19 protein-coding genes are annotated in these 19,876 nt (G+C 33.7%); 9 read left to right on the top strand and 10 right to left on the bottom strand.

From position 1 onward, the window contains the following. Positions 1 to 22 precede the first annotated feature (22 nt). From KW502_RS00660 to KW502_RS00675, 4 genes are all read left to right on the top strand, one after another. Positions 23 to 478 (top strand): protease complex subunit PrcB family protein, encoded by a 456-nt coding sequence (locus tag KW502_RS00660; protein ID WP_219038597.1) that lies wholly within the window; start codon positions 23 to 25, stop codon positions 476 to 478. Next, entirely contained in the window at positions 479 to 1,111 is a 633-nt protein-coding gene (pdeM, locus tag KW502_RS00665; protein WP_219038598.1) for a ligase-associated DNA damage response endonuclease PdeM, read from the top strand. 165 nt (positions 1,112 to 1,276) lie between these two features. Further along, a complete protein-coding gene (locus KW502_RS00670) occupies positions 1,277 to 2,068 on the top strand; it encodes a TspO-related membrane protein (protein ID WP_219038599.1) in 792 nt (263 codons plus the stop codon). Positions 2,069 to 2,291: 223 nt separating this feature from the next. Continuing rightward, positions 2,292 to 4,085, top strand: coding sequence for a hypothetical protein (locus KW502_RS00675; RefSeq protein WP_219038600.1), 1,794 nt, complete (start codon positions 2,292 to 2,294; stop codon positions 4,083 to 4,085). A 207-nt stretch (positions 4,086 to 4,292) separates the two neighbouring features. Here the strand turns inward: KW502_RS00675 and KW502_RS00680 are convergent, their stop codons facing one another. The 7 genes from KW502_RS00680 to KW502_RS00710 all read right to left on the bottom strand — a co-directional run bounded on the left by KW502_RS00680 (position 4,293) and on the right by KW502_RS00710 (position 11,449). Further along, positions 4,293 to 5,651, bottom strand: a complete 1,359-nt coding sequence (locus tag KW502_RS00680) for a dihydrolipoyl dehydrogenase family protein (protein ID WP_219038601.1) — start codon at positions 5,649 to 5,651, stop codon at positions 4,293 to 4,295. A gap of 96 nt (positions 5,652 to 5,747) precedes the next feature. Beyond that, positions 5,748 to 6,527 (bottom strand): SDR family NAD(P)-dependent oxidoreductase, encoded by a 780-nt coding sequence (locus KW502_RS00685; protein ID WP_219038602.1) that lies wholly within the window; start codon positions 6,525 to 6,527, stop codon positions 5,748 to 5,750. A gap of 144 nt (positions 6,528 to 6,671) precedes the next feature. After that, complete coding sequence (locus KW502_RS00690; RefSeq protein WP_219038603.1) at positions 6,672 to 7,064, bottom strand: DoxX family protein; 393 nt, start codon at positions 7,062 to 7,064, stop codon at positions 6,672 to 6,674. A gap of 15 nt (positions 7,065 to 7,079) precedes the next feature. Further along, entirely contained in the window at positions 7,080 to 7,718 is a 639-nt protein-coding gene (locus KW502_RS00695) for an SDR family oxidoreductase (RefSeq protein WP_219038604.1), read from the bottom strand. 137 nt (positions 7,719 to 7,855) lie between these two features. Then, the gene (locus KW502_RS00700) at positions 7,856 to 9,661 is read right to left on the bottom strand and encodes a GNAT family N-acyltransferase (protein ID WP_219038605.1); all 1,806 of its coding nucleotides are present in this window, start codon (positions 9,659 to 9,661) and stop codon (positions 7,856 to 7,858) included. Positions 9,662 to 9,712: 51 nt separating this feature from the next. Further along, on the bottom strand, positions 9,713 to 10,966 hold the full coding sequence (locus KW502_RS00705) for an aspartate kinase (protein WP_219038606.1): 1,254 nt from the start codon (positions 10,964 to 10,966) through the stop codon (positions 9,713 to 9,715). Positions 10,967 to 10,972: 6 nt separating this feature from the next. Then, the gene (locus KW502_RS00710) at positions 10,973 to 11,449 is read right to left on the bottom strand and encodes a GNAT family N-acetyltransferase (RefSeq protein WP_219038607.1); all 477 of its coding nucleotides are present in this window, start codon (positions 11,447 to 11,449) and stop codon (positions 10,973 to 10,975) included. Between the two features lie 73 nt (positions 11,450 to 11,522). On the opposite strand from KW502_RS00710, the gene fbp reads away from it, so the two are divergent. After that, entirely contained in the window at positions 11,523 to 12,536 is a 1,014-nt protein-coding gene (gene fbp / locus KW502_RS00715; protein WP_219038608.1) for a class 1 fructose-bisphosphatase, read from the top strand. A gap of 23 nt (positions 12,537 to 12,559) precedes the next feature. Here fbp and KW502_RS00720 read toward each other — a convergent pair whose 3' ends face one another. Beyond that, positions 12,560 to 12,985 (bottom strand): tellurite resistance TerB family protein, encoded by a 426-nt coding sequence (locus KW502_RS00720; protein ID WP_219038609.1) that lies wholly within the window; start codon positions 12,983 to 12,985, stop codon positions 12,560 to 12,562. A 193-nt stretch (positions 12,986 to 13,178) separates the two neighbouring features. Between KW502_RS00720 and ileS the strand changes: the two genes are divergently transcribed. The 4 genes from ileS (at position 13,179) to KW502_RS00740 (ending at position 18,334) form a co-directional block, all read left to right on the top strand. Next, positions 13,179 to 16,601, top strand: a complete 3,423-nt coding sequence (ileS, locus tag KW502_RS00725) for an isoleucine--tRNA ligase (RefSeq protein ID WP_219038610.1) — start codon at positions 13,179 to 13,181, stop codon at positions 16,599 to 16,601. A 4-nt stretch (positions 16,602 to 16,605) separates the two neighbouring features. Next, entirely contained in the window at positions 16,606 to 16,995 is a 390-nt protein-coding gene (locus KW502_RS00730; RefSeq protein ID WP_219038611.1) for a TraR/DksA family transcriptional regulator, read from the top strand. A 64-nt stretch (positions 16,996 to 17,059) separates the two neighbouring features. Then, complete coding sequence (locus KW502_RS00735; RefSeq protein ID WP_219038612.1) at positions 17,060 to 17,689, top strand: DUF4097 family beta strand repeat-containing protein; 630 nt, start codon at positions 17,060 to 17,062, stop codon at positions 17,687 to 17,689. Positions 17,690 to 17,722: 33 nt separating this feature from the next. Next, entirely contained in the window at positions 17,723 to 18,334 is a 612-nt protein-coding gene (locus tag KW502_RS00740) for a lipoprotein signal peptidase (protein ID WP_219038613.1), read from the top strand. Position 18,335: 1 nt separating this feature from the next. On the opposite strand, the gene KW502_RS00745 is transcribed toward KW502_RS00740, so the two are convergent. After that, on the bottom strand, positions 18,336 to 18,902 hold the full coding sequence (locus KW502_RS00745) for a 5-formyltetrahydrofolate cyclo-ligase (RefSeq protein ID WP_219038795.1): 567 nt from the start codon (positions 18,900 to 18,902) through the stop codon (positions 18,336 to 18,338). Continuing rightward, on the bottom strand, positions 18,902 to 19,873 hold the full coding sequence (locus tag KW502_RS00750) for a succinylglutamate desuccinylase/aspartoacylase family protein (RefSeq protein ID WP_219038614.1): 972 nt from the start codon (positions 19,871 to 19,873) through the stop codon (positions 18,902 to 18,904). Before KW502_RS00750 ends, KW502_RS00745 begins: the two co-directional genes overlap by 1 nt. Between the last annotated feature and the right edge of the window lie 3 nt (positions 19,874 to 19,876).

Raw genomic sequence — 19,876 nt, forward strand, 5'->3', positions numbered from 1 at the left:
AGCACATTGAAAAAATATACTTATGAAAAATTTAATTTATATCTGTTTAGCAGTATTTATGTTCAGTTGTAATTCAGCAAAAGATATGCAGCATATGGCACCTAAAGTAATTTCTGAAGGAAACTTATATGGAAGCGGCAGTGAAGGTTTAACCCAACAAAACACGATTATAACCAACGAAACGGAATGGAAAGAATTTATAGCCAGAGTAAATTCAACCAATGAAGTTATTAAGAAAGAACAAGCATCAAAAATAGATTTCGACGAGCATAACGTAATCGCTATAATTGATCAACAACGTACCACTGGCGGACATAAAATTGAAATCGGTGAAACTTACACCCAAAACGGAATTGTATATTTTACGATTAAAAAATCACATCCAGAAGGTATGGCAACCAGTGTAATGACTCAACCTTATTATTTGGCTGCAATCCCTAAAACCAAACAAGAAATAGAATTTAAAGAAGCTGAGTAATTGTATACGATTACGATTAAAAATAATCATTTTCAACTTTCCTGTAGCGGAGTAGCCTTTTGGGAAGAGCAACAAACCTTGCTTATTGCAGATGTTCACTTGGGTAAGATTTCTCATTTTAGAAAACACGGGAGCGCTGTCCCTCATTTAGCGATTCAGAAAAACTTTGATCGTTTAAATGAATCGGTAGAACAATTTCAGCCTGAAAAAGTTATTTTTTTAGGCGATTTATTTCATAGTGTGTTAAATGCAGAATGGAATTTATTTGAGCACTGGCTACAACAACAAAAAGCCGAAGTTATATTAATTGCCGGTAATCACGATATTATTTCACCTATTCATTATGAGGATTTAGGGATGAAAATTCATCAAGAACTTCTCATTGATAAATTTCGTCTAACACATCATCCAGAAGAGCAAGAAGGTAGTTTTAATATTTGCGGGCATATACATCCTGGTTATCATTTAGTAGGTTTAGCGAAACAACATTTAAAACTGAAATGTTTTTTCCGTAGTGAAAATCAGTTAATTTTACCTGCTTTTGGCGAATTTACAGGCTGTTTTGTGATGAAACCGGAAAAACAAGATGAAGTGTATGTTTGTGCTAATGCTAAGGTAATTCAAGTAAATTAAACTTTAACCTCTTCCTAATGTTGGTTTGTTTAGATGTTTAATAAATTCAAATAGACAATTAAATCGAATCACACTGAACTCGTTTCAGATTCTCATCAAAGCGAAATCAATAGGATCATTAAATTTTAGATTAACTTGAAGTGAAAAAATATTAATAAGAAAATTATGAAACTGAAACTACTTGCCATCCTAAATTTTATTTCCGTAGTTATCACACTTTTTGTGAGTTATTATACTCAGGCCATAAAATTAAACGGAAACACAATGGGAAGCCTAAGCAGCGAATATTTTAATTTATTTACGCCTGCTGGTTATGCTTTTGTTATTTGGGGAATTATTTATTTAGGATTGCTTACGTTTTCTAGTTATCAAATTTATCAGGCTTTTAATTCGAAGAACGATCTCAAATTTCTTCAACAAACTAAATACTGGTTTATTATCGCCAATCTTGCAAATGCTGCTTGGGTAATTGTTTGGTTATATGAATACACGGGTTTATCAATTTTTTTGATGTTTTTAATTTTGTTTTCGCTTATTAAAATTATTTTGAATACCAATATGGAACGCTGGGATGCGCCCTTAAAAATAATTGCTTTTAGTTGGTGGCCAATTTGTTTGTATTCGGGTTGGATTGCGGTAGCGACCATTGCTAATATTTCGGCTTACTTGGCTAAAATAGGCTGGAGTGGCGGCATTTTTTCTGAAACACAATGGACGGTCATTATGATTATTGTCGCTACAGTTTTAAACATTGTTATGATTTACACTCGCAATATGCGTGAATTCGCAGCAGTGGGAATTTGGGCTTTAGTTGCAATTTATATGCGTCATAACGGTCAAGAAACCTTAATCGCTAATATAGCTTTAGGCGGATCAATTTTAATCGGAATCAATTGCGCATATCACGGTTTTATGAATCGAAAGCAAAGTCCGTTTTACAGGATGATGAATAAGTAATTAGTATTGAGATTTTAGAAACTATAGAGTAGAATATAGAAAATAGACATTCGAAATTCAACTTTTTTAAAATTGATTCCTGAATATTTTGTCTAGTTTCTATATTCTAAAAGCGAAGCGGTCTAAATTCTCTATACTCAATTCTACTTACTACGTAAACCTGATATATATCATATTTTAAATCGTATGAGCTATTCATCTTTGGAGATTAAAATTTATACAAATGAAAAACTCATTGTCTCCGCACCAATTTCATATACCGGTAATGGGCATCGCATATACCATAGACACGCCTGCAAAGGTGGCACATTACGGAATCAATTCATCTATTTCAATAATAGAAGATCATCTTATCGAAAAGATGCGTGCTTATTATTACAAGCTTAATCATCAAGAGTATACTCCCATCACAAAAGATACTGTGAATTTTCGAGCAAAGCGAATTACCGATTATCTGAATTTAATTGGAGCTGAAGTAAAAAAGAAAGTAGAAGAAGTGAAAACCGCTGCGTTTACGAGTACTTCAGAAATTACAAAATATTTTGATTTACTTCCTGAAGTTTCTGAATTGAAACAAAAATACCTTCATTTTCTAAACTTAGAAGAAAGTTCATCAGCTAAAGAAACTTTAGAAGCTCAACTTAGAAATGAAGTTAAAGCTGGCGCTATTGAAGTTAATATTATGACGAAAGTAGATCGCGAGCAACTAGATGAAAATAAAGAGCCTATAGAAAATGGCTCTGATGCTTTACAGGCATTAAAAGGCTATGCAGAAAGTAATTTAGAAAATTCAACCTTAGTTTTTTCTGCAGGAATGAATCCTAGATTATTCAATTATTTATCGTCTTTTGATAGCTTTCAACCAGACAATAACGGAAACTTTAAAAAGGCAATTGCTATTAAAGTAAGTGATTACCGTTCGGCTTTAATCCAAGGAAAATACTTGGCGAAAAGAGGAATTTGGGTAAGTGAATTTAGAATTGAATCTGGGTTAAATTGTGGCGGCCACGCCTTTGCTACTGATGGATTTTTGTTAGGTCCAATTATGGAAGAATTCAAACAGAAAAAAGAAGAATTATCGGCAGAGTTAGCGTCATTGTATCGAAACTCTTTAGCTGAAGAAATTGAAATTACCGAGTTACCCGAAATAAAAATTACCGTTCAAGGTGGTATTGGTACTTTTGATGAAGATAATTTATTAAAAGGTTACTACGAAGCAGATGCTACGGGCTGGGGATCGCCATTTTTATTGTGTCCCGAAGCGACCCAAGTAGATGAACAAACGTTAGGGAAGCTGCAAAAAGCTAAAGAAAAAGATATTGTACTAAGCCATAGCTCGCCGTTAGGGGTGCGTTTCAATTATTTAAAAGGCGCAAGTGGAGAAGAATTTAGAAGAAAAAATCTACTTAGAAATAGACCAGGAAGTTCTTGCCCAGAGAAACTTTTGCAATCTAATACTGAGTTTACTACAGAACCTATTTGTACCGCTTCTCATAAATACCAAAAACTGAAAATGCAACAAATTCAGCATTCAGATTTACCAGAAGAAGCAAAAGCAAAAGAAATAGATTTATTGATTCAAAAAGAATGTTTGTGCACTGGTTTATGTAATAGTGTAGCGAAAAATTACGATTTTCAATTTGTAAAGAAAATGGATTTTGTTACGGTTTGTCCTGGTCCTAATTTGGCTTATTTTAACGATAAATATTCATTGAAAGAATTAATAGATCATATTTATGGACGAAAAAATGTATTGAGTGGTTATCGTCCGCATATGTTTATTAAAGAATTGCAATTGTATATTAATCACCTAAGAGAGTTGTTGGATAGTACAGATTTTTCTAATAAAAGAGAAGCTAAAAAGTTCGATAAGTTTAGCCAGAATTTGGAAGATGGAATCGCATATTACAATCAATTATATTTTGAAGGTCTTATAAGTAACAAACAATTTTCAACTGATTTGTTAAGTTGCGAAAGTCAAATTCAGGAAATAACGAAACAGGTAAAAGCAGCATAGTTAAGGTTTAAACTGCTAGCGCTGTTAGAAAATTGAAATTATACCGTTAGGCTATTAGAGAATAGAAGCTATAAACTAAAATGAATCTACAGAATTTGATCCAAGACTTTCATTAGGATTATGAGATTCTGAATCAAGTTCAGAATGACTAAATTTTAAAAAATCTAACTTCTCAAATCTAATAGCGAAGCGGTCTAAAATATAAATTTAAGTCATACCCTTAATATCGTTACTCCAAGTTGGGTAAGCGAAAATCATTGATTTAAGATCTTGGCAAGAAAGATCGCCACCCATTGCCATGACAAACATATTAATCATTTCTCCGGCATCGGGACCAACTAGATGAGCACCAAGAATTTTCTCTGTTTTTTTGTCTTTAATAACTTTAAAGGCGTAGTGTTGATTGGCAATTCGCTTAGAATTAAACCAGCTAGGTACAGATTTATACTTAATTACATAATCTAAACCTTGTTCATTTACTTGTTGTTCTGAAAGCCCTACGGAAGCTACATTCGGCAACGTAAAAACCACTGAAGGTTGTGGAGGATAATGAGCTTCGGTTTTATTATATTTTCCTAAGAGGTTAGTTGAAACGACGCGAGATTCTTGCGAAGAGAGAGGCGTTAGCGGCAAACCTTCACTGTTAGAAACATCGCCACAGGCGTAAACATCTTTATTGGTTGAATTCTGTAAATGTTCGTTTACTGTAATCCCTTTATTGGTGTAAGCAACATTTCCTTTTTCAAGATCTAACTCATCTATTGAAGGTACACGCCCAGCAGTATTAAATACCAACTCTGCTTTTGCTGAAACTTTATCTCCGTTTTTCAGTTCAGCCGTTACTTCTGTATATTTTCTAAGTTTTTCTACTTTAGAGGCTTTGGCGTTGAAAATAAATTTAATACCAATAGCTTCGGAAGCTTCGGTAAGATGAGCCACCATATCTTCATCAAAATTAGATAATGGGCGTGGTTGAGTATCTATCATAGTTACTTCAACGCCAAGACGAGCAGCAATGTGTGCGAACTCCATCCCAATATAACCAGCACCAATAAAAATCATTGATGTTGGAAGTTTTTCTAAATCTAAAAAATCATCACTAGTTAGTAATAATTCTTTCCCAGGAATAGGAAGAGGCATTGGTTTATTTCCAGTAGCAATGACGATCTTTTTTGCTTTTACCGTTTTCCCTTCTACAGATAAAGTGTTTTTATCTAAAAATTTAGGAGATTGATGATACATTTTTATATCGAGTGCTGCCAAATCTTTTTCGGTCGCTGCAGGAATAGCCCCAGTAAATTTATACTTGAATTTCTGTAAATCTTCCCAGCTTACTTCAGGCATTTTAGAAATCCCTAAACCCATTAAATTTTGAGAACGTTCGATAATTTCTGTAATTCCTACCAAAACTTTTTTAGGGTCGCAACCCCGATTGGGGCAAGTGCCACCATATTCACGATTATCGGCAATGGCAACTTTCCAACCGGCTTCGGCACAATCTTTAGCTACGCCTTTTCCGGCAGTTCCGGTCCCAATTACAAAAACATCAAATTCTTCTATTCCCATATTATTTTAGATTTTAGGTAGCTTTGCTTTTAGCATCTAGATGCTAGACCTTTAACTCAGTCTATTCTCTAGGCTCTATTTTTTCAATTTTAACTACTATATATACTTCACTACGCCACCTTCAACTCTCAGACTAGCGCCATTTGTTGCTGAAGATAACGGACTTGCAACATACGCTACCATATTTGCCACTTCTTGCGGATCTGCAAAACGTTGAATAATGGAACTAGGGCGTTCTGATTTAAAAAATTCTTCTTCTATTTCTTTTTTGTTATTCTCATTCCCATTAACCATTTCTTTCACACCTTCAGAAAATGTTGGTCCAGGTAATACGCTGTTCACGGTCACATTTGTTCCTTTGGTTAGTTCGGCAATTCCTCGTGAAATTGATAATTGTGCGGTTTTAGTCATACCATAATGAATCATTTCCGTAGGGATATTTAAAGCACTTTCACTCGAAATAAAAATAATTCTTCCCCAATCATTTGAAATCATTTTCGGCAAAAAGGCTCTTGAAAGTCTAACTCCGCTCAAGACGTTAATTTCATAAAACGATTGCCATTCTTCATCTGGTATTTCAAAGAAATCTTTTGGGTTGAAAACTCCCACATTATTAATAAGAATATCTACTTGCCCAATTTCTTTTATTAAAGAATCAATTTCATCTTTTTTAGAAAAATCGCAAGCTATCCCAGCTATTTTTGCGTTTTTAACTTCATTTTTAAGCTTTAAAATTGCTTCATCAATTCGTTTTTGAGACCTTCCGTTTATAATTACCTCGGCACCCTCTTGAGCTAAGGTTTTTGCTGTTGCAAAGCCAATACCTTTGGTTGAACCAGAAATAAATACTTTTTTATTTTTTAATTGATAATCCATTTTTTTATTTTATTAGATATAAGAACTTAGACCGCTTCGCTTTTAAACTGAAGTTTATAGTTTATTTTCTAAATTCTTTATCTGTATTTTATATTCTCTTACGTCACTTCTCAAAACTACCATCTTGATAATCAATTGTATCTACTAACTGCTCGTCTTTACTGTCCAAACTTCGTATTTTAAATTATTCAATAAAAGAAATACAAAAAGCGCATAAAGCATTTGAGTACTTACTGCACTCCAGTCTTCTTTAAAAGCACAACCTGCAATTAACATCATAATGAAAATTGCGGTTGCTGCTAATGTTTTTTTACTCGCTAACTTTAGAATGATAAAAGCTCCTAGAAAAATCTCTATAAAAGGGATCGCATACGCTATAGATCTCACTAAACTTAAAGGTAACATTGTGCTTTCAAAACCTTTTGTGAGTCCGCTTGTAAATGCATTTATTTTAGGAGTCCTCACCAAACCGTGTAAGAAAAAATTGATTCCTAACGTGATTCTGGCGAGTAAGAAAGCGAGTTGGTGGTTAGACATTTTAGCAAAGATTAATTATACTTCTTGCAGTGCAAGTTCTGTTGCTAAACTTCCTTTCAGAATTTCGAAAGTTTTATTTTGAAGTGTATTTGGAGAAAGACAGTCTACCATTACCTGTGCGACGTCTTTACGAGAAATTTCTCCGTATTCATTTAATTTCTCTTTAGCTTTAATTCTGTTGGTTTTTTCTCCATCTGTTAAAGCTCCAGGTCTTACGATGCTGTAATCTAGAAAACTAGCTTTTAGGTGATTGTCTGCGGTTTGTTTAGCTTCTAGGTAATGTTGTAAATCCTCATTTTGAGAAGGATTGTCTGCGCCCATAGAGCTTAACATTACTAATTTTTTAACTCCCGCGGCTTTAGCTCTGTCAATAAGATTTATTGCTCCTTCTTGATCTACTGCGGTTGTTTTTTCTTTACCTGTATTACCACCACTTCCTGCAGCAAATATGACACGATCTTTGCCTTTTACAACTTCTGTGAGGTTTCCTTCTAAATCTCCTAATTCTACTTTTACATTTTGGTTTTCAAAGTAAGCTTTTTGTTCTTCGTTTCTAACCATAGCAACAGGTTCATAACTTGGATGATCTTGTAAAATATTTACAATTTCTCTTCCTGTTTTACCGTTAGCCCCGGCTATTAAAATAGTTTCCATAATTTTTTATTTCTAAGTTAAGAAGGAAACAGGAAAGGCTATCTCAAAGAAAGCTTAAATAACAAAGGATTAACAGATTGCCTATATTTTCTATAACTTCAAATGTTAATGTGAAAATTAGTCAATCACTGCTTTTTTTAATTGCTGTTGTTACTTAGTTTTTTTTCAAGCTCTTCTTGTAACTCTTCCATAACAGGTTTAACGGTAGATTCTGGTAAATCGGCAATTCTAATATACATTAAACCGTCGACAGAATTGTTAAATAAAGGATCTACGTTAAAGGCCACCACTTTTGCATTTTGCTTGATGTATTTCTTAAGTAAAACTGGCATTCTTAAGCTGTCGGGTTCTAACTCGTCTATAATCTTGTCAAATTTATTAAGATCTGCTTCCGTTTCATCGAACACAAAGTCTTTATCGGCATCTTTTAATTTGACTTTATATTCTTTCTTAGGTCGAATGTATTGCGCCACGTAGGGATCGTAATAATGAGATTTCATAAATTCAATCATCATTGATTTTGAGAAATCTGAAAATTTATTGCTTATACTTACTCCGCCAATTAGGTAGTTATGTTCAGGAAAACGTAGTGTACAATGAATAATCCCTTTCCATAATAAGAATAAAGGCATTGGTCTTTGCTGATATTCTTTAACCACAAAAGCCCTTCCCATCTCAATAGATTCGCTCATTAGTTTATGTAATTCTGGCTCGAATCTAAAAAGCTGTTGCATATAAAACCCATCAATTCCGTGAGCAGGAAAAATTTCTTTACCAAATCCCATTCGGTAGGCACCTACGATTTTACGTGCTTCATTATCATAGAGAAATAGATGATGGTAATAATCATCAAATTCATCTAAATCTGTAGATTTATTTGTTCCCTCCCCAATCGCTCTAAAGGTGATTTCACGTAGACGCCCAATTTCGGTTACGATATTAGGAATGTGCTCTCTTTTGGCTAAGAATACCTCGTAGTTTTTGCTTTGTAGAAGCCTTTTGTCGTGTTCTCTACAAAACTCAATTTCGGCTTCCATTAAATATTCTTCGGTTTCTCCGGCAATTTCTTTCGGAGAACGAGGTATTTTAATTTGTGTAGGAATATTTTTAAGCAAACTCTTTTTATTAAAGCCGCTAGAAAGCATGTACGTTTTTCTTCTAATAAAGTTAGTGTAATCATCTAATTCTTGATGATCTTTTTGATCGCTAACAGAGATAGGATTACCTATTCTTACTTTTATTTTTCTGTTTTTTTGAGATAGCATTTCGCTAGGCAGCTTGGCTGTTCTTAAAGAATCATTCAGTTTAGCAATACGATAAAATGCAGCGCTATTTTTGGCATGGAAATAAATAGGAACTACAGGAACTTCAGATTTTTGAACCAACTTCATCGCTTCTGGTAACCAAGGGCGATCTACAATAATCTTATCTTCTTTATGCGTAGAAACTTCTCCTGCCGGAAAAATACCTAATGGGTAACCGTTGCGAAGGTGCAAAATAGATTCTTTTAAACCTTTTACGCTAGATTGAGCATCTTTTCTATCTTCAAAAGGATTAACGGGTAATATATAAGGCGCTAATGGATCTAAACGATGTAATAAAAAATTAGCTATAATTTTAAAGTCTGGGCGCTTTTCGATTAAAATTTTCATTAAAATCATTCCGTCTATAGCGCCAAGCGGATGATTAGAAATTGCTATAAAAGAACCTGTTTTAGGAATTCTTTTTAAATCTTTTTCAGGGATTTCAAAATCTACCTCTAAGTAATTTAAAATCGAATCTATAAATTGCGGTGCATCTAAATGCTTTCTATCTTCATATACCTTGTTAAAATGACTAAGTTTGGTTAGTTTCATAAGGCTAGCACCAAGTACTGTCCCTAAAAAACCAAACTTTTCTAAACTTAGCCCTTTGGCCACTTCCTTCGCAGAGATAAACCCCATATTGAGTAAACGTTTTAAGGCAAAGATAGTAATTTTAACCAATCAATGTTTTTACGCTTTAGTAACCAATTGTAAGGTTTGGCGAGTAAGCTGTTTTAATAAAATTGTTTTGTCTTGTTCTAACAGATTAATAGCTTCTTCTGTAAAATGCCTAATAGTATATAGCGACACACCTTTATGATATTTCACTTTAAATTTCGCTTTTAAGTGGGTGATTAATTTGTCTACATTGTTGAATTTATTATCTACACATACCGAAAAACTAATTGCAGAATTTTGAATAAGGTCTACTTTAATTTGGTATTTATGAAATAGCGCAAAAATTTCACTAATATTTTCTTCTACAAAAAATGAAAAATCTAACGCAGACAAGGATAACAAAACCAAATCTTTTTTTACAATAAAACAAGGTATGTAAGGTTTAATGATTTTTCCTTTACCAACCACGGTGCCTTTATTTTTTGGCTGATAAAATGATTTTACGAAAAGTGGAATTTCTCTTTTTTGTAAAGGCTGAAGCGTTTTAGGATGAATTACTGAAGCGCCATAAAAAGCCAATTCTATTGCTTCTTCATAACTTATTTCTTCTAAAAGCTGGGTGTTTTTAAAAACTCTAGGATCTGCGTTAAGAACTCCAGCCACATCTTTCCAAATTGTTACATCTACTGCTTTAAGGCAATATGCGAAAATACCGGCAGTATAGTCACTTCCTTCCCGTCCTAAAGTGGTGGTGAAATTATGAGCATCTGAAGCAATAAAACCTTGTGTAATATAGAGTTTGTCTTTGTTTATTTTCTTCTGAATTTTATCTTCAGTAGAAGTCCAATTTACTTTTGCATCTCGATAGGTGGCGTCGGTTTTAATTAAATTTCTGGCATCCAACCAATTATTTTCAATGCTTATGAAATTTAAATATTCACTAACAATGGTGGTGCTTATTAATTCACCAAAACAAATTACTTGATCATACACAAAATCGTAATTGGGGGATTTGTTTCGGTTTAAAAAAGTTTCTAATTCTTCAAAGAAATGAATAATCTTTTGAAAAACTGGATGCTGTTGATTTTGAAATAATTCTTGAGAAATTTGGAGGTGATAAGCTTTTACTTCTTGAATGCTTGTTGTTAAAAGTGAAGTGTTTTCAAAATAATTATAAATTACTTTCTCTAAAGCGTTAGTCGTTTTTCCCATCGCAGAAATAATAACCACTTTATGGCTTATTCCTGTTTCCTGCAAAACTGTGGCTACGTTTTTTACACCTTTAGCATCTTTTATAGACGCACCTCCAAATTTGAAAATTTTCATAAATCACTAACTGTTTAGAAACTTTTTAATCGATTCTTGATCAAACTGCACGGTGTTCCAATCTGAAAATATAGTCGCGCCAGTACTTTCATAAAAGTTTACTGCCGGTGTATTCCAATCTGAAACCACCCATTCTACCCGTTGTATATCTTGTTCTAAAGCAAACTTCATTAACTGTTTATAAAGTTTCATTCCAATACCTTTGCCTCTATATTCTTTATTAACAATTAAATCTTCTAAATGAATTGTTTTACCTTTCCAGGTAGAATACCTGTTATAAAATAAAGCCATTCCTGCAATTTCAGTACTGGTTTCGGCTACATAACAGTTAAAAAGCGGTATTTCTCCAAAGCCATCTCTTTCTAAATCTTCTAAGGTTACTTGAACAGCATTTGGTTCACGTTCATAAACCGCCAATTCATTAATTAATTTTAAAACTGAAGGCATATCACTTTTTGTGGCCTTTCTAACTTGAATCTCCATTATTTTTTAGTTTGTCAACAAAAATAGCAATCCAATCACTTTTTTTCTATTTTTGTTAGAGAAACAAAACAAAATGGCAAAAAAAAACCAAACGCTGGGTGAATTTATTATAGAAAACCAGCAAGCTTTTCCGTATTCATCGGGAGAGCTTTCTAGATTGATTAATTCTATTCGTTTAGCGGCGAAAGTAGTTAACCATGAGGTGAATAAAGCAGGCTTGGTTGATATAACTGGAGCTGCTGGAGACACGAATATACAAGGAGAACAACAACAGAAATTAGACGTTTATGCAAACGAGCGTTTTATTCAAACTTTAACAAATCGCGAAATCGTTTGCGGGATAGCTTCTGAAGAAAACGATGAGTATATCACCATTCAAGGACACAATAACGATCATAAAAATAAATATGTAGTTTTAATGGATCCGTTAGATGGTAGCTCAAACATTGATGTAAATGTTTCTGTAGGAACTATTTTTTCTATTTACCGTCGTGTGACTCCAATAGGAACACCAGTAACCATGGAAGATTTTCTGCAACCAGGTAATTTGCAAGTTGCTGCTGGGTATATTGTTTACGGAACTTCAACGATGTTAGTATATACAACTGGGCATGGTGTAAATGGCTTTACATTAAACCCTGCTATTGGTACATATTACCTTTCTCATCCTGATATGAAATTTTCTGAAGATGGAAATATTTATTCTGTGAATGAAGGGAATTATGCGCAATTTCCAAAAGGTGTAAAAGATTATATTAAATATTGTCAAGCAGAAGAAGGTGATAGGCCTTACACCTCTAGGTATATAGGCTCATTAGTTTCTGATATTCATAGAAATATGATTAAAGGCGGAATTTATATTTACCCCAGTAGTTCTAAATACCCTAACGGAAAATTAAGACTATTGTATGAATGCAATCCTATGGCGTTTTTAGCGGAACAAGCCGGAGGTAAGGCTAGTGATGGGGAGCGAAGAATTATGGATATAAAACCTGAAGAACTTCACGAGCGATCTCCATTTTATTGCGGAAGCAAAAATATGGTAGAGAAAGCTGAAGAGTTTTTGCAAAACGCTAAAACAAAATAAAAAAGCAGAAAGTAAGTGAAAACTTACTTTCTGTCTAATAAATATTGGTAATCGTCAAAACTTAGTCTTTTCCCTAAAATTTTGATAGATCGTTCAATAATCTGTTTAGAGGTTTGCGAAGAGAAACCTAAACCAACAGCATATCTTTTTAAAAGAAATTCTTCTTGCTCATCCATATCATGGTCGGCAAAAATAATTGTGAGTAGATCGTATAACCGCTCAAGTCTCTTTTCTGTAGTGTGAGGAGGAGTAATTGGAAATTTCTCTGGACTTTTCATCACTTCTTTTACCTCACTATCATGAATGTCAAGCTTTCTAGCTAAACTTTCTAAGACCACTTTTTCTTCATCGTTAATCTCTCCATCAACCGCTGCTAAGTTAACAATAGCTGCAAAATGGCCAAGATTTTTTGTGTGTTCTCCTGTACCAAATAAATCTGAAAATGACATAATTTACAATTTTAAGGCGCAAATATATATAATGCTTAAATAAATTGTAGCTTTTATTTTCATATTTATGAAATATTAAGTTTTTTTTCAGCATACTTTAATGTTCATATTAATCTAGCTATTTTTTATACATAATTTAAAGGCTATTTCTTAAAAATCATTAATTTCGCGAGTCATTAGAAAATGAGTACAGATGAGTAAGAAGTTTACTGAATATAAAGCACTTGACCTACCTAAATTAGCAGAAGAAGTTCTAGATTTTTGGAAGCAAGAAGATATTTTTGAAAAAAGTATAACTACCCGTGAAGGTAAAGAACCGTTTGTTTTTTTTGAAGGTCCGCCTTCTGCCAACGGTTTACCGGGTATTCATCATGTGATGGCAAGAAGTATTAAAGACATTTTCTGCCGTTATAAAACTCAAAAAGGCTATCAAGTAAAACGTAAAGCTGGTTGGGATACTCACGGTCTACCTGTAGAACTTGGCGTAGAGAAAGAATTGGGCATCACAAAAGAAGATATTGGAAAAAAAATATCTGTAGAAGAATATAACGACGCCTGTAAAAATGCAGTGATGCGTTATACAGATGTTTGGTCTAACCTTACAGAGAAGATGGGCTATTGGGTAAATATGGAAGATCCCTATATTACCTATAAGGCTAAGTATATGGAAACCGTTTGGTGGTTGCTTTCTGAAATTTATAAGAAAAATTTAATCTATAAAGGCTACACCATACAACCGTATTCTCCAAAAGCAGGAACAGGTTTAAGCTCTCACGAATTAAATCAGCCAGGAACTTATCAAGATGTTACCGATACCACCATTACAGCGCAATTTAAAGCATCTAAAAACGAAGCTTTTGAAAATTCAGTGTTAGGTGAAATTGACGAAATTCAAGATGAGCCGGTTTACTTTATCGCCTGGACAACCACTCCTTGGACGTTACCAAGCAACACGGCATTAACCGTAGGTCCAAAAATTGATTATGTATTGGTAAAAACCTATAATCAATACACCTTCGAGCCAATTAATATTGTGTTGGCGAAAAGCTTAGTGAGCAAAAATTTCAATAAAAAGTTTCATTTAGTTGAAAATGAAGAAGCTTTAAAAGCTTACAAGCAGGGAGATAAAAAAATTCCTTACCAAGTATTGAATGATTTTAAAGGAAAAGATTTAGTAGGTATAAAGTATGAGCAATTATTGCCATATGCACAGCCACATAGTAATCCTGAAGATGCTTTTAGAATTATTTCTGGAGATTTTGTAACTACAGAAGACGGTACCGGTATTGTTCACACAGCACCAACTTTTGGAGCAGACGATGCTATGGTTGCCAAACAGGCAACTCCCGAAATTCCACCAATGTTGGTAGAAGATGAAAACGGTAACTTAGTACCGCTGGTAGATCTACAAGGTAAATTTAGACCAGAAATGGATGAGCTTGCTGGTAAATATGTGAAAAATGAATATTATGATGAAGAAGACGCGCCAGAAAAATCGGTAGATGTAGAAATTGCTATTAAATTAAAAGAAGAAAATAGAGCTTTTAATGTTGAAAAATATGTACACAGTTACCCAAATTGCTGGCGTACCGATAAGCCTATTTTATACTATCCGTTAGATTCTTGGTTTATAAAAGTGACCGAGGTAAAAGATCGTATGCATGAGTTAAATAAAGAGATCAATTGGAAACCAAAATCTACTGGAGAAGGTCGTTTTGGTAATTGGTTAGCCAATGCAAACGATTGGAATTTGTCACGTTCTCGCTTCTGGGGTATTCCGCTTCCAATTTGGAGAACTGAAGACGGAAAAGAAGAAAAAATAATTGGCTCTATTGCTGAATTGAAAACCGAAATGCAAAAGGCAGTCGATGCTGGATTGATGAAAGCTGATGTTTTTGCAGAATTTGAAGTCGGCAATATGAGTGAAGAAAACTACGAAAAAGTAGACCTTCATAAAAATGTAGTCGATCAAATTACCTTAGTTTCTGCGGAAGGAAAACCTATGAAACGTGAAGCCGATTTAATAGATGTTTGGTTTGATTCTGGTTCTATGCCGTATGCACAATGGCATTACCCGTTCGAAAATAAAGAACAAGTAGAGGCGGGAGATAAAAAAGCAGATTTTATTGCAGAAGGAGTAGATCAAACCCGTGGCTGGTTTTATACACTACACGCAATAGCAACTATGATTTTTGATGATGTTGCTTACAAAAATGTAGTTTCTAACGGATTGGTGTTAGATAAACACGGACAAAAAATGTCTAAACGTTTAGGCAACGCAGCAGATCCTTTTGAAACCCTAGCGGCATTTGGTCCAGATGCTACTCGTTGGTATATGATTGCCAATGCTAACCCATGGGATAATTTAAAATTTGATATTGAAGGTATTGCTGAAGTTCGTAGAAAGTTCTTTGGTACTTTATATAATACCTATTCGTTTTTCTCACTATATGCGAATATAGATGAGTTTACTTACGCAGAAGAAGATGTGAAGTTGGCAGAAAGACCAGAAATAGACCGCTGGATACTTTCAGAATTACATACGCTAATTGGTAAAGTAGACGATTTTTATAATACTTACGAGCCTACAAAAGCAGCCAGAGCTATTTCAGAATTTGCTCAAGAAAATTTAAGTAACTGGTTTGTGCGTTTAAGTAGAAGACGCTTTTGGAAAGGCGATTATGAGCAAGATAAAATTTCTGCCTATCAAACCCTTTATACCTGTCTAGAAACCATAGCTAAATTGGGTGCACCTATTGCTCCTTTTTATATGGATAGACTTTACAAAGATTTAACGAAAGCTACACAAAAAGAAGATTTTGAAAGTGTACATTTGGCCGCCTTCCCAGTTCAAGATGAGTCTTATATAGATAAACCTCTTGAGCGTAAGATGGAAATGGCTCAAATTATTTCTTCGCTAGTATTATCACTGCGAAAGAAAGAAATGATTAAAGTAAGACAACCTTTGCAACGTATTATGATTCCTGTTTTAGAAGATAGCGTTAAAGAGCAAATTTTACAAGTAGCAGATTTAATTAAGTCTGAAGTGAATGTGAAAGAAATTGAAATGATTGATGATGCTTCAGGGATTTTAGTGAAGAATATCAAGCCTAATTTTAGAACCTTAGGTCCTAAGTTTGGTAAAGAGATGAAACACGTTGTTGTAGCTGTAAATAAACTTGAACCGAGTGACATTACTGCTATTGAGCGAGATGGGGAAATAAGCATTGCCGTTAATGGAAAAATGACTACTTTGCGGCTCGACGATGTCGAAATTACCTCACAAGATATTGAAGGTTGGTTAGTAGCCAGCAACAGTGGATTAACCGTAGCTTTAGATGTTACTATAAATGAAGATTTAAAGAAAGAAGGGATAGCACGAGAATTGGTCAATAGAATCCAAAATTTGCGTAAAGATTCTGGCTTCGAAGTGACAGATAAAATAGATATTTTAATAAAAAAGGACGGGGTGGTCGAGAGCGCTGTTCAAGATAATATAGAATATATTAAAAATGAAACTTTGGCTGCTAATCTCGAACTAGCAGAAGAGTTAGATAACGGGACAGTAATTAGTTTTGATGATGTAAATACCCAGTTATCGATTAATAAACATTAAAATTATGGCAACAGAGATAAGTGCTAAAGAACATTACTCAGATAAAGAGTTAGAAGAATTTAAAAATCTAATTTTAGATAAAATTCAAAAGGCTACCGCGCAGTTAGATTTATATAAAAGTGCTTATATGAACGATAGCAATAACGGTACAGATGATACATCTCCTACATTTAAGGCTTTTGATGAAGGTAGTGAAACGATGAGTAAAGAATCTAATTCACAATTAGCTATTCGTCAAGAAAAGTTTATTAGAGACCTTAAAAATGCATTGATTCGTATTGAGAATAAAACCTACGGTATTTGTCGTGTAACGGGTAAGTTAATTAAGAAAGAGCGATTAATGTTAGTGCCTCACGCTACACTTAGTATAGAAGCTAAGAATATGCAGAAATAATTTTCTGCTTAATATAGAAATGAAAACGCTCCAAAGTTGGAGCGTTTTTTGTTTTAAATTTAAGATGAATTTTAAATACATATTCTTAATAGTTATTGTTCTATCTGGGTTTATATCTAATGCTCAGCGTGAAGCTTTAAAAACCTTCTCGGCTAAAGGGTTACAAAAGATTGAGTTTGCTGCAGATGAAATCTTTAAAATAGAAGTAAAAACTATACCTGCTGTTAAACAGGTACAAATATTTACATTTTCTGAAGGTGAATATTTTAATGATATAGCAGTAATTGTAAAAAGAGATTTAAAAACCTTAAAAATTGCATCGACCTATAAAGAAAGACTCACAAGTGGTTATGATAAACTCAGTGCCCATAAAGTTTATGCGGTGAATTTAAAAATTATCCTTCCTGAAGGATTAAAATTTATGGTAATTTCTAACATAGCTAATGTTTATGCTGCAGGAAAATTTGAACATTTTGAAGCCGAACTAAAATCTGGAGATGTGCAGTTAAAAGCGTTTACTGGTAAGGCTCTAATAAACACTTTTACGGGTAACGTTCACATAGAAACTACTCAAGCTAATCTAGAAGCAAACACCAATCATGGACAACTATATATGAGCCCATCTTTAGATTTTGGAAATTTAATTGAAGTGAAATCTATTTATGGAGATATTGAAGTGAGAAAAATTCAATAAAAAATGTATTTTTACCACCAAAAAGCAATGTAAATGTCGTTAAAGAAAGCTACTCTTTTTATTATACTTATTCTTATCATCGATCAGGTATCTAAGATCTACATAAAAACTCATTTTGTTTTAGGAGAAGAAGTTGAGGTTTTTAATTGGTTTAAAATACTATTTGTCGAAAATGAAGGCATGGCTTGGGGAGCAAAAATACCTGGGGAATATGGTAAACTTATTCTTACTCTTTTTAGGCTCGTAGCAATTTGCGGTATTGGATATTGGCTTTGGGATTCTGTAAGAAAAAAGGGCTCTGCTATTTTGGTCACAGCGATCGCATTAATCTTTGCTGGAGCTTTTGGTAATATTATAGATTCTGTTTTCTACGGAATTTTATTTAACGATAGTCACGGTCAACTAGCTACATTTTTACCAGAAGCAGGAGCATATGGTACTATTTTTCACGGTAAAGTAGTAGATATGCTTTATTTCCCATTATGGAGTGGCTATTTACCTGAATGGATTCCTGTATGGGGCGGTCAGTATTTTACTTTTTTTGAACCTGTTTTTAATATCGCAGATTCTGCTATTACTGTTGGGGTAGCTTTATTAATTATCTTCAATAAAAAGGCTTTTCCTAAAGAAGAAGAAAAAAAGTAGCTTAACTAAACTGATACACTTTTTCTGGCGTCACGCAATAATCTAATGGAATATCATTAGCGTTAGTGTCTTCAATATGTTCAATAGCTTCAAAAAACGATAGACCAATTTTGACAACATCTTTTTTACATTCATTCAAAAAACGATCGTAAAAACCTTTTCCGTAGCCAATTCTATTTCCTTTTTCATCAAAAGCTAGAAGCGGAATAAATACAACTTGAATTTGTTGATCTGAAATTTCAATTCCATCGGTAGGTTCAGGAATTCCGTATTTATTAATTTTTAAAGGTGTAGAATCGGTAAGTAAAAAGTGCTTCATCGCCAAATTAGAAAAATCGGTTTTGGCGACGACGATGTTTTTGTCTTTTCCGCTAAGAATATGAAGTATGAATTCGGTATTTATTTCTTTTAAATGTTGAATTGAAAGAAAAAGATGAAAAAAAGAATAGTCCCAAATAGACAGCTCTAACACTTGATTGGCAATGGTTAAACTTTTTTCTTCTATTTCGGCATCAGAAAGTTGTTCTCTTTTCTTTTTATAAGCAATACGTATATCCTTTTTTAGTATCATTTATCTTTTGAAATATGAAAAATTGCGTCTCCTTGATATACAATAGGTGATTGGTTTACATTAATAATATAACCAGATTGAGTAGATTTTACCTTATGTCTAAAACTTCCGTAAGGATCAGTAATAATGGCAATGTATTCACCCTTTTCAACTCTCTTACCAATAGGAATTTTTACATGAAGTAACCCGCTATATTTAGCACGCATCCAGGCGCTATCTTCTATAATGATCGATTTTTGTTTAGGTTGAAACGGAGTAAACTCCTCCCGTAACATTTCTAAATGTGATAGTACTCGTTGAATGCCTTGAACCCCGATTTCTGCAATCTCTTTATTGCTATCAGAAGATTTTCCGCCTTCAAATAACAATACGGGTTTGCCTAATTGCATACAAGATTTACGGTAAGATTTGGCAATGGTTTTAGAAAAGACAATAAAAGGAGCATTGAAAATATGTGCCAATTTTATAAGCTCATTGTCACTTTTATCAATTCTAATTTGTGCAGCATTAAACCTGCTAGATCCTCCAGTATGAAAATCTAAGCAGTAATCTGCTATAGGTAAAATCTCTTCTACAAATTGGTAAGCTACTTTGCTAGCAAGAGGTCCAGATTTAGAACCGGGAAACATACGATTTAAATCACGCCCATCAGGAAACTCACGTTGCATATTTAAAAAGCCAAAAACATTAACCACTGGAATGCAAATAATGGTTCCTTTAGCTGGTTTATTAATGCCTTTAGCGATAACTTGTCTTACAATCTCTACTCCATTAATTTCATCGCCGTGAATGCCTGAAGTAATTAAAACTACAGGGCCTGGTTGCATAGAACGCTCTATAATAATAGGGACTTCTACTGTAGTTTGCGTATATAACTTAGCCGTGTTAAAGTTAACTTTAGCACTTTGTCCGGGTTTTATTTCTCGGTTTAATAAGGTAAGAACATTTTGTTCATCTATGCTAGCCATAGC

It is taken from the genome of Mesonia aestuariivivens (assembly GCF_019311235.1).
Lineage (GTDB): Bacteria > Bacteroidota > Bacteroidia > Flavobacteriales > Flavobacteriaceae > Mesonia > Mesonia aestuariivivens.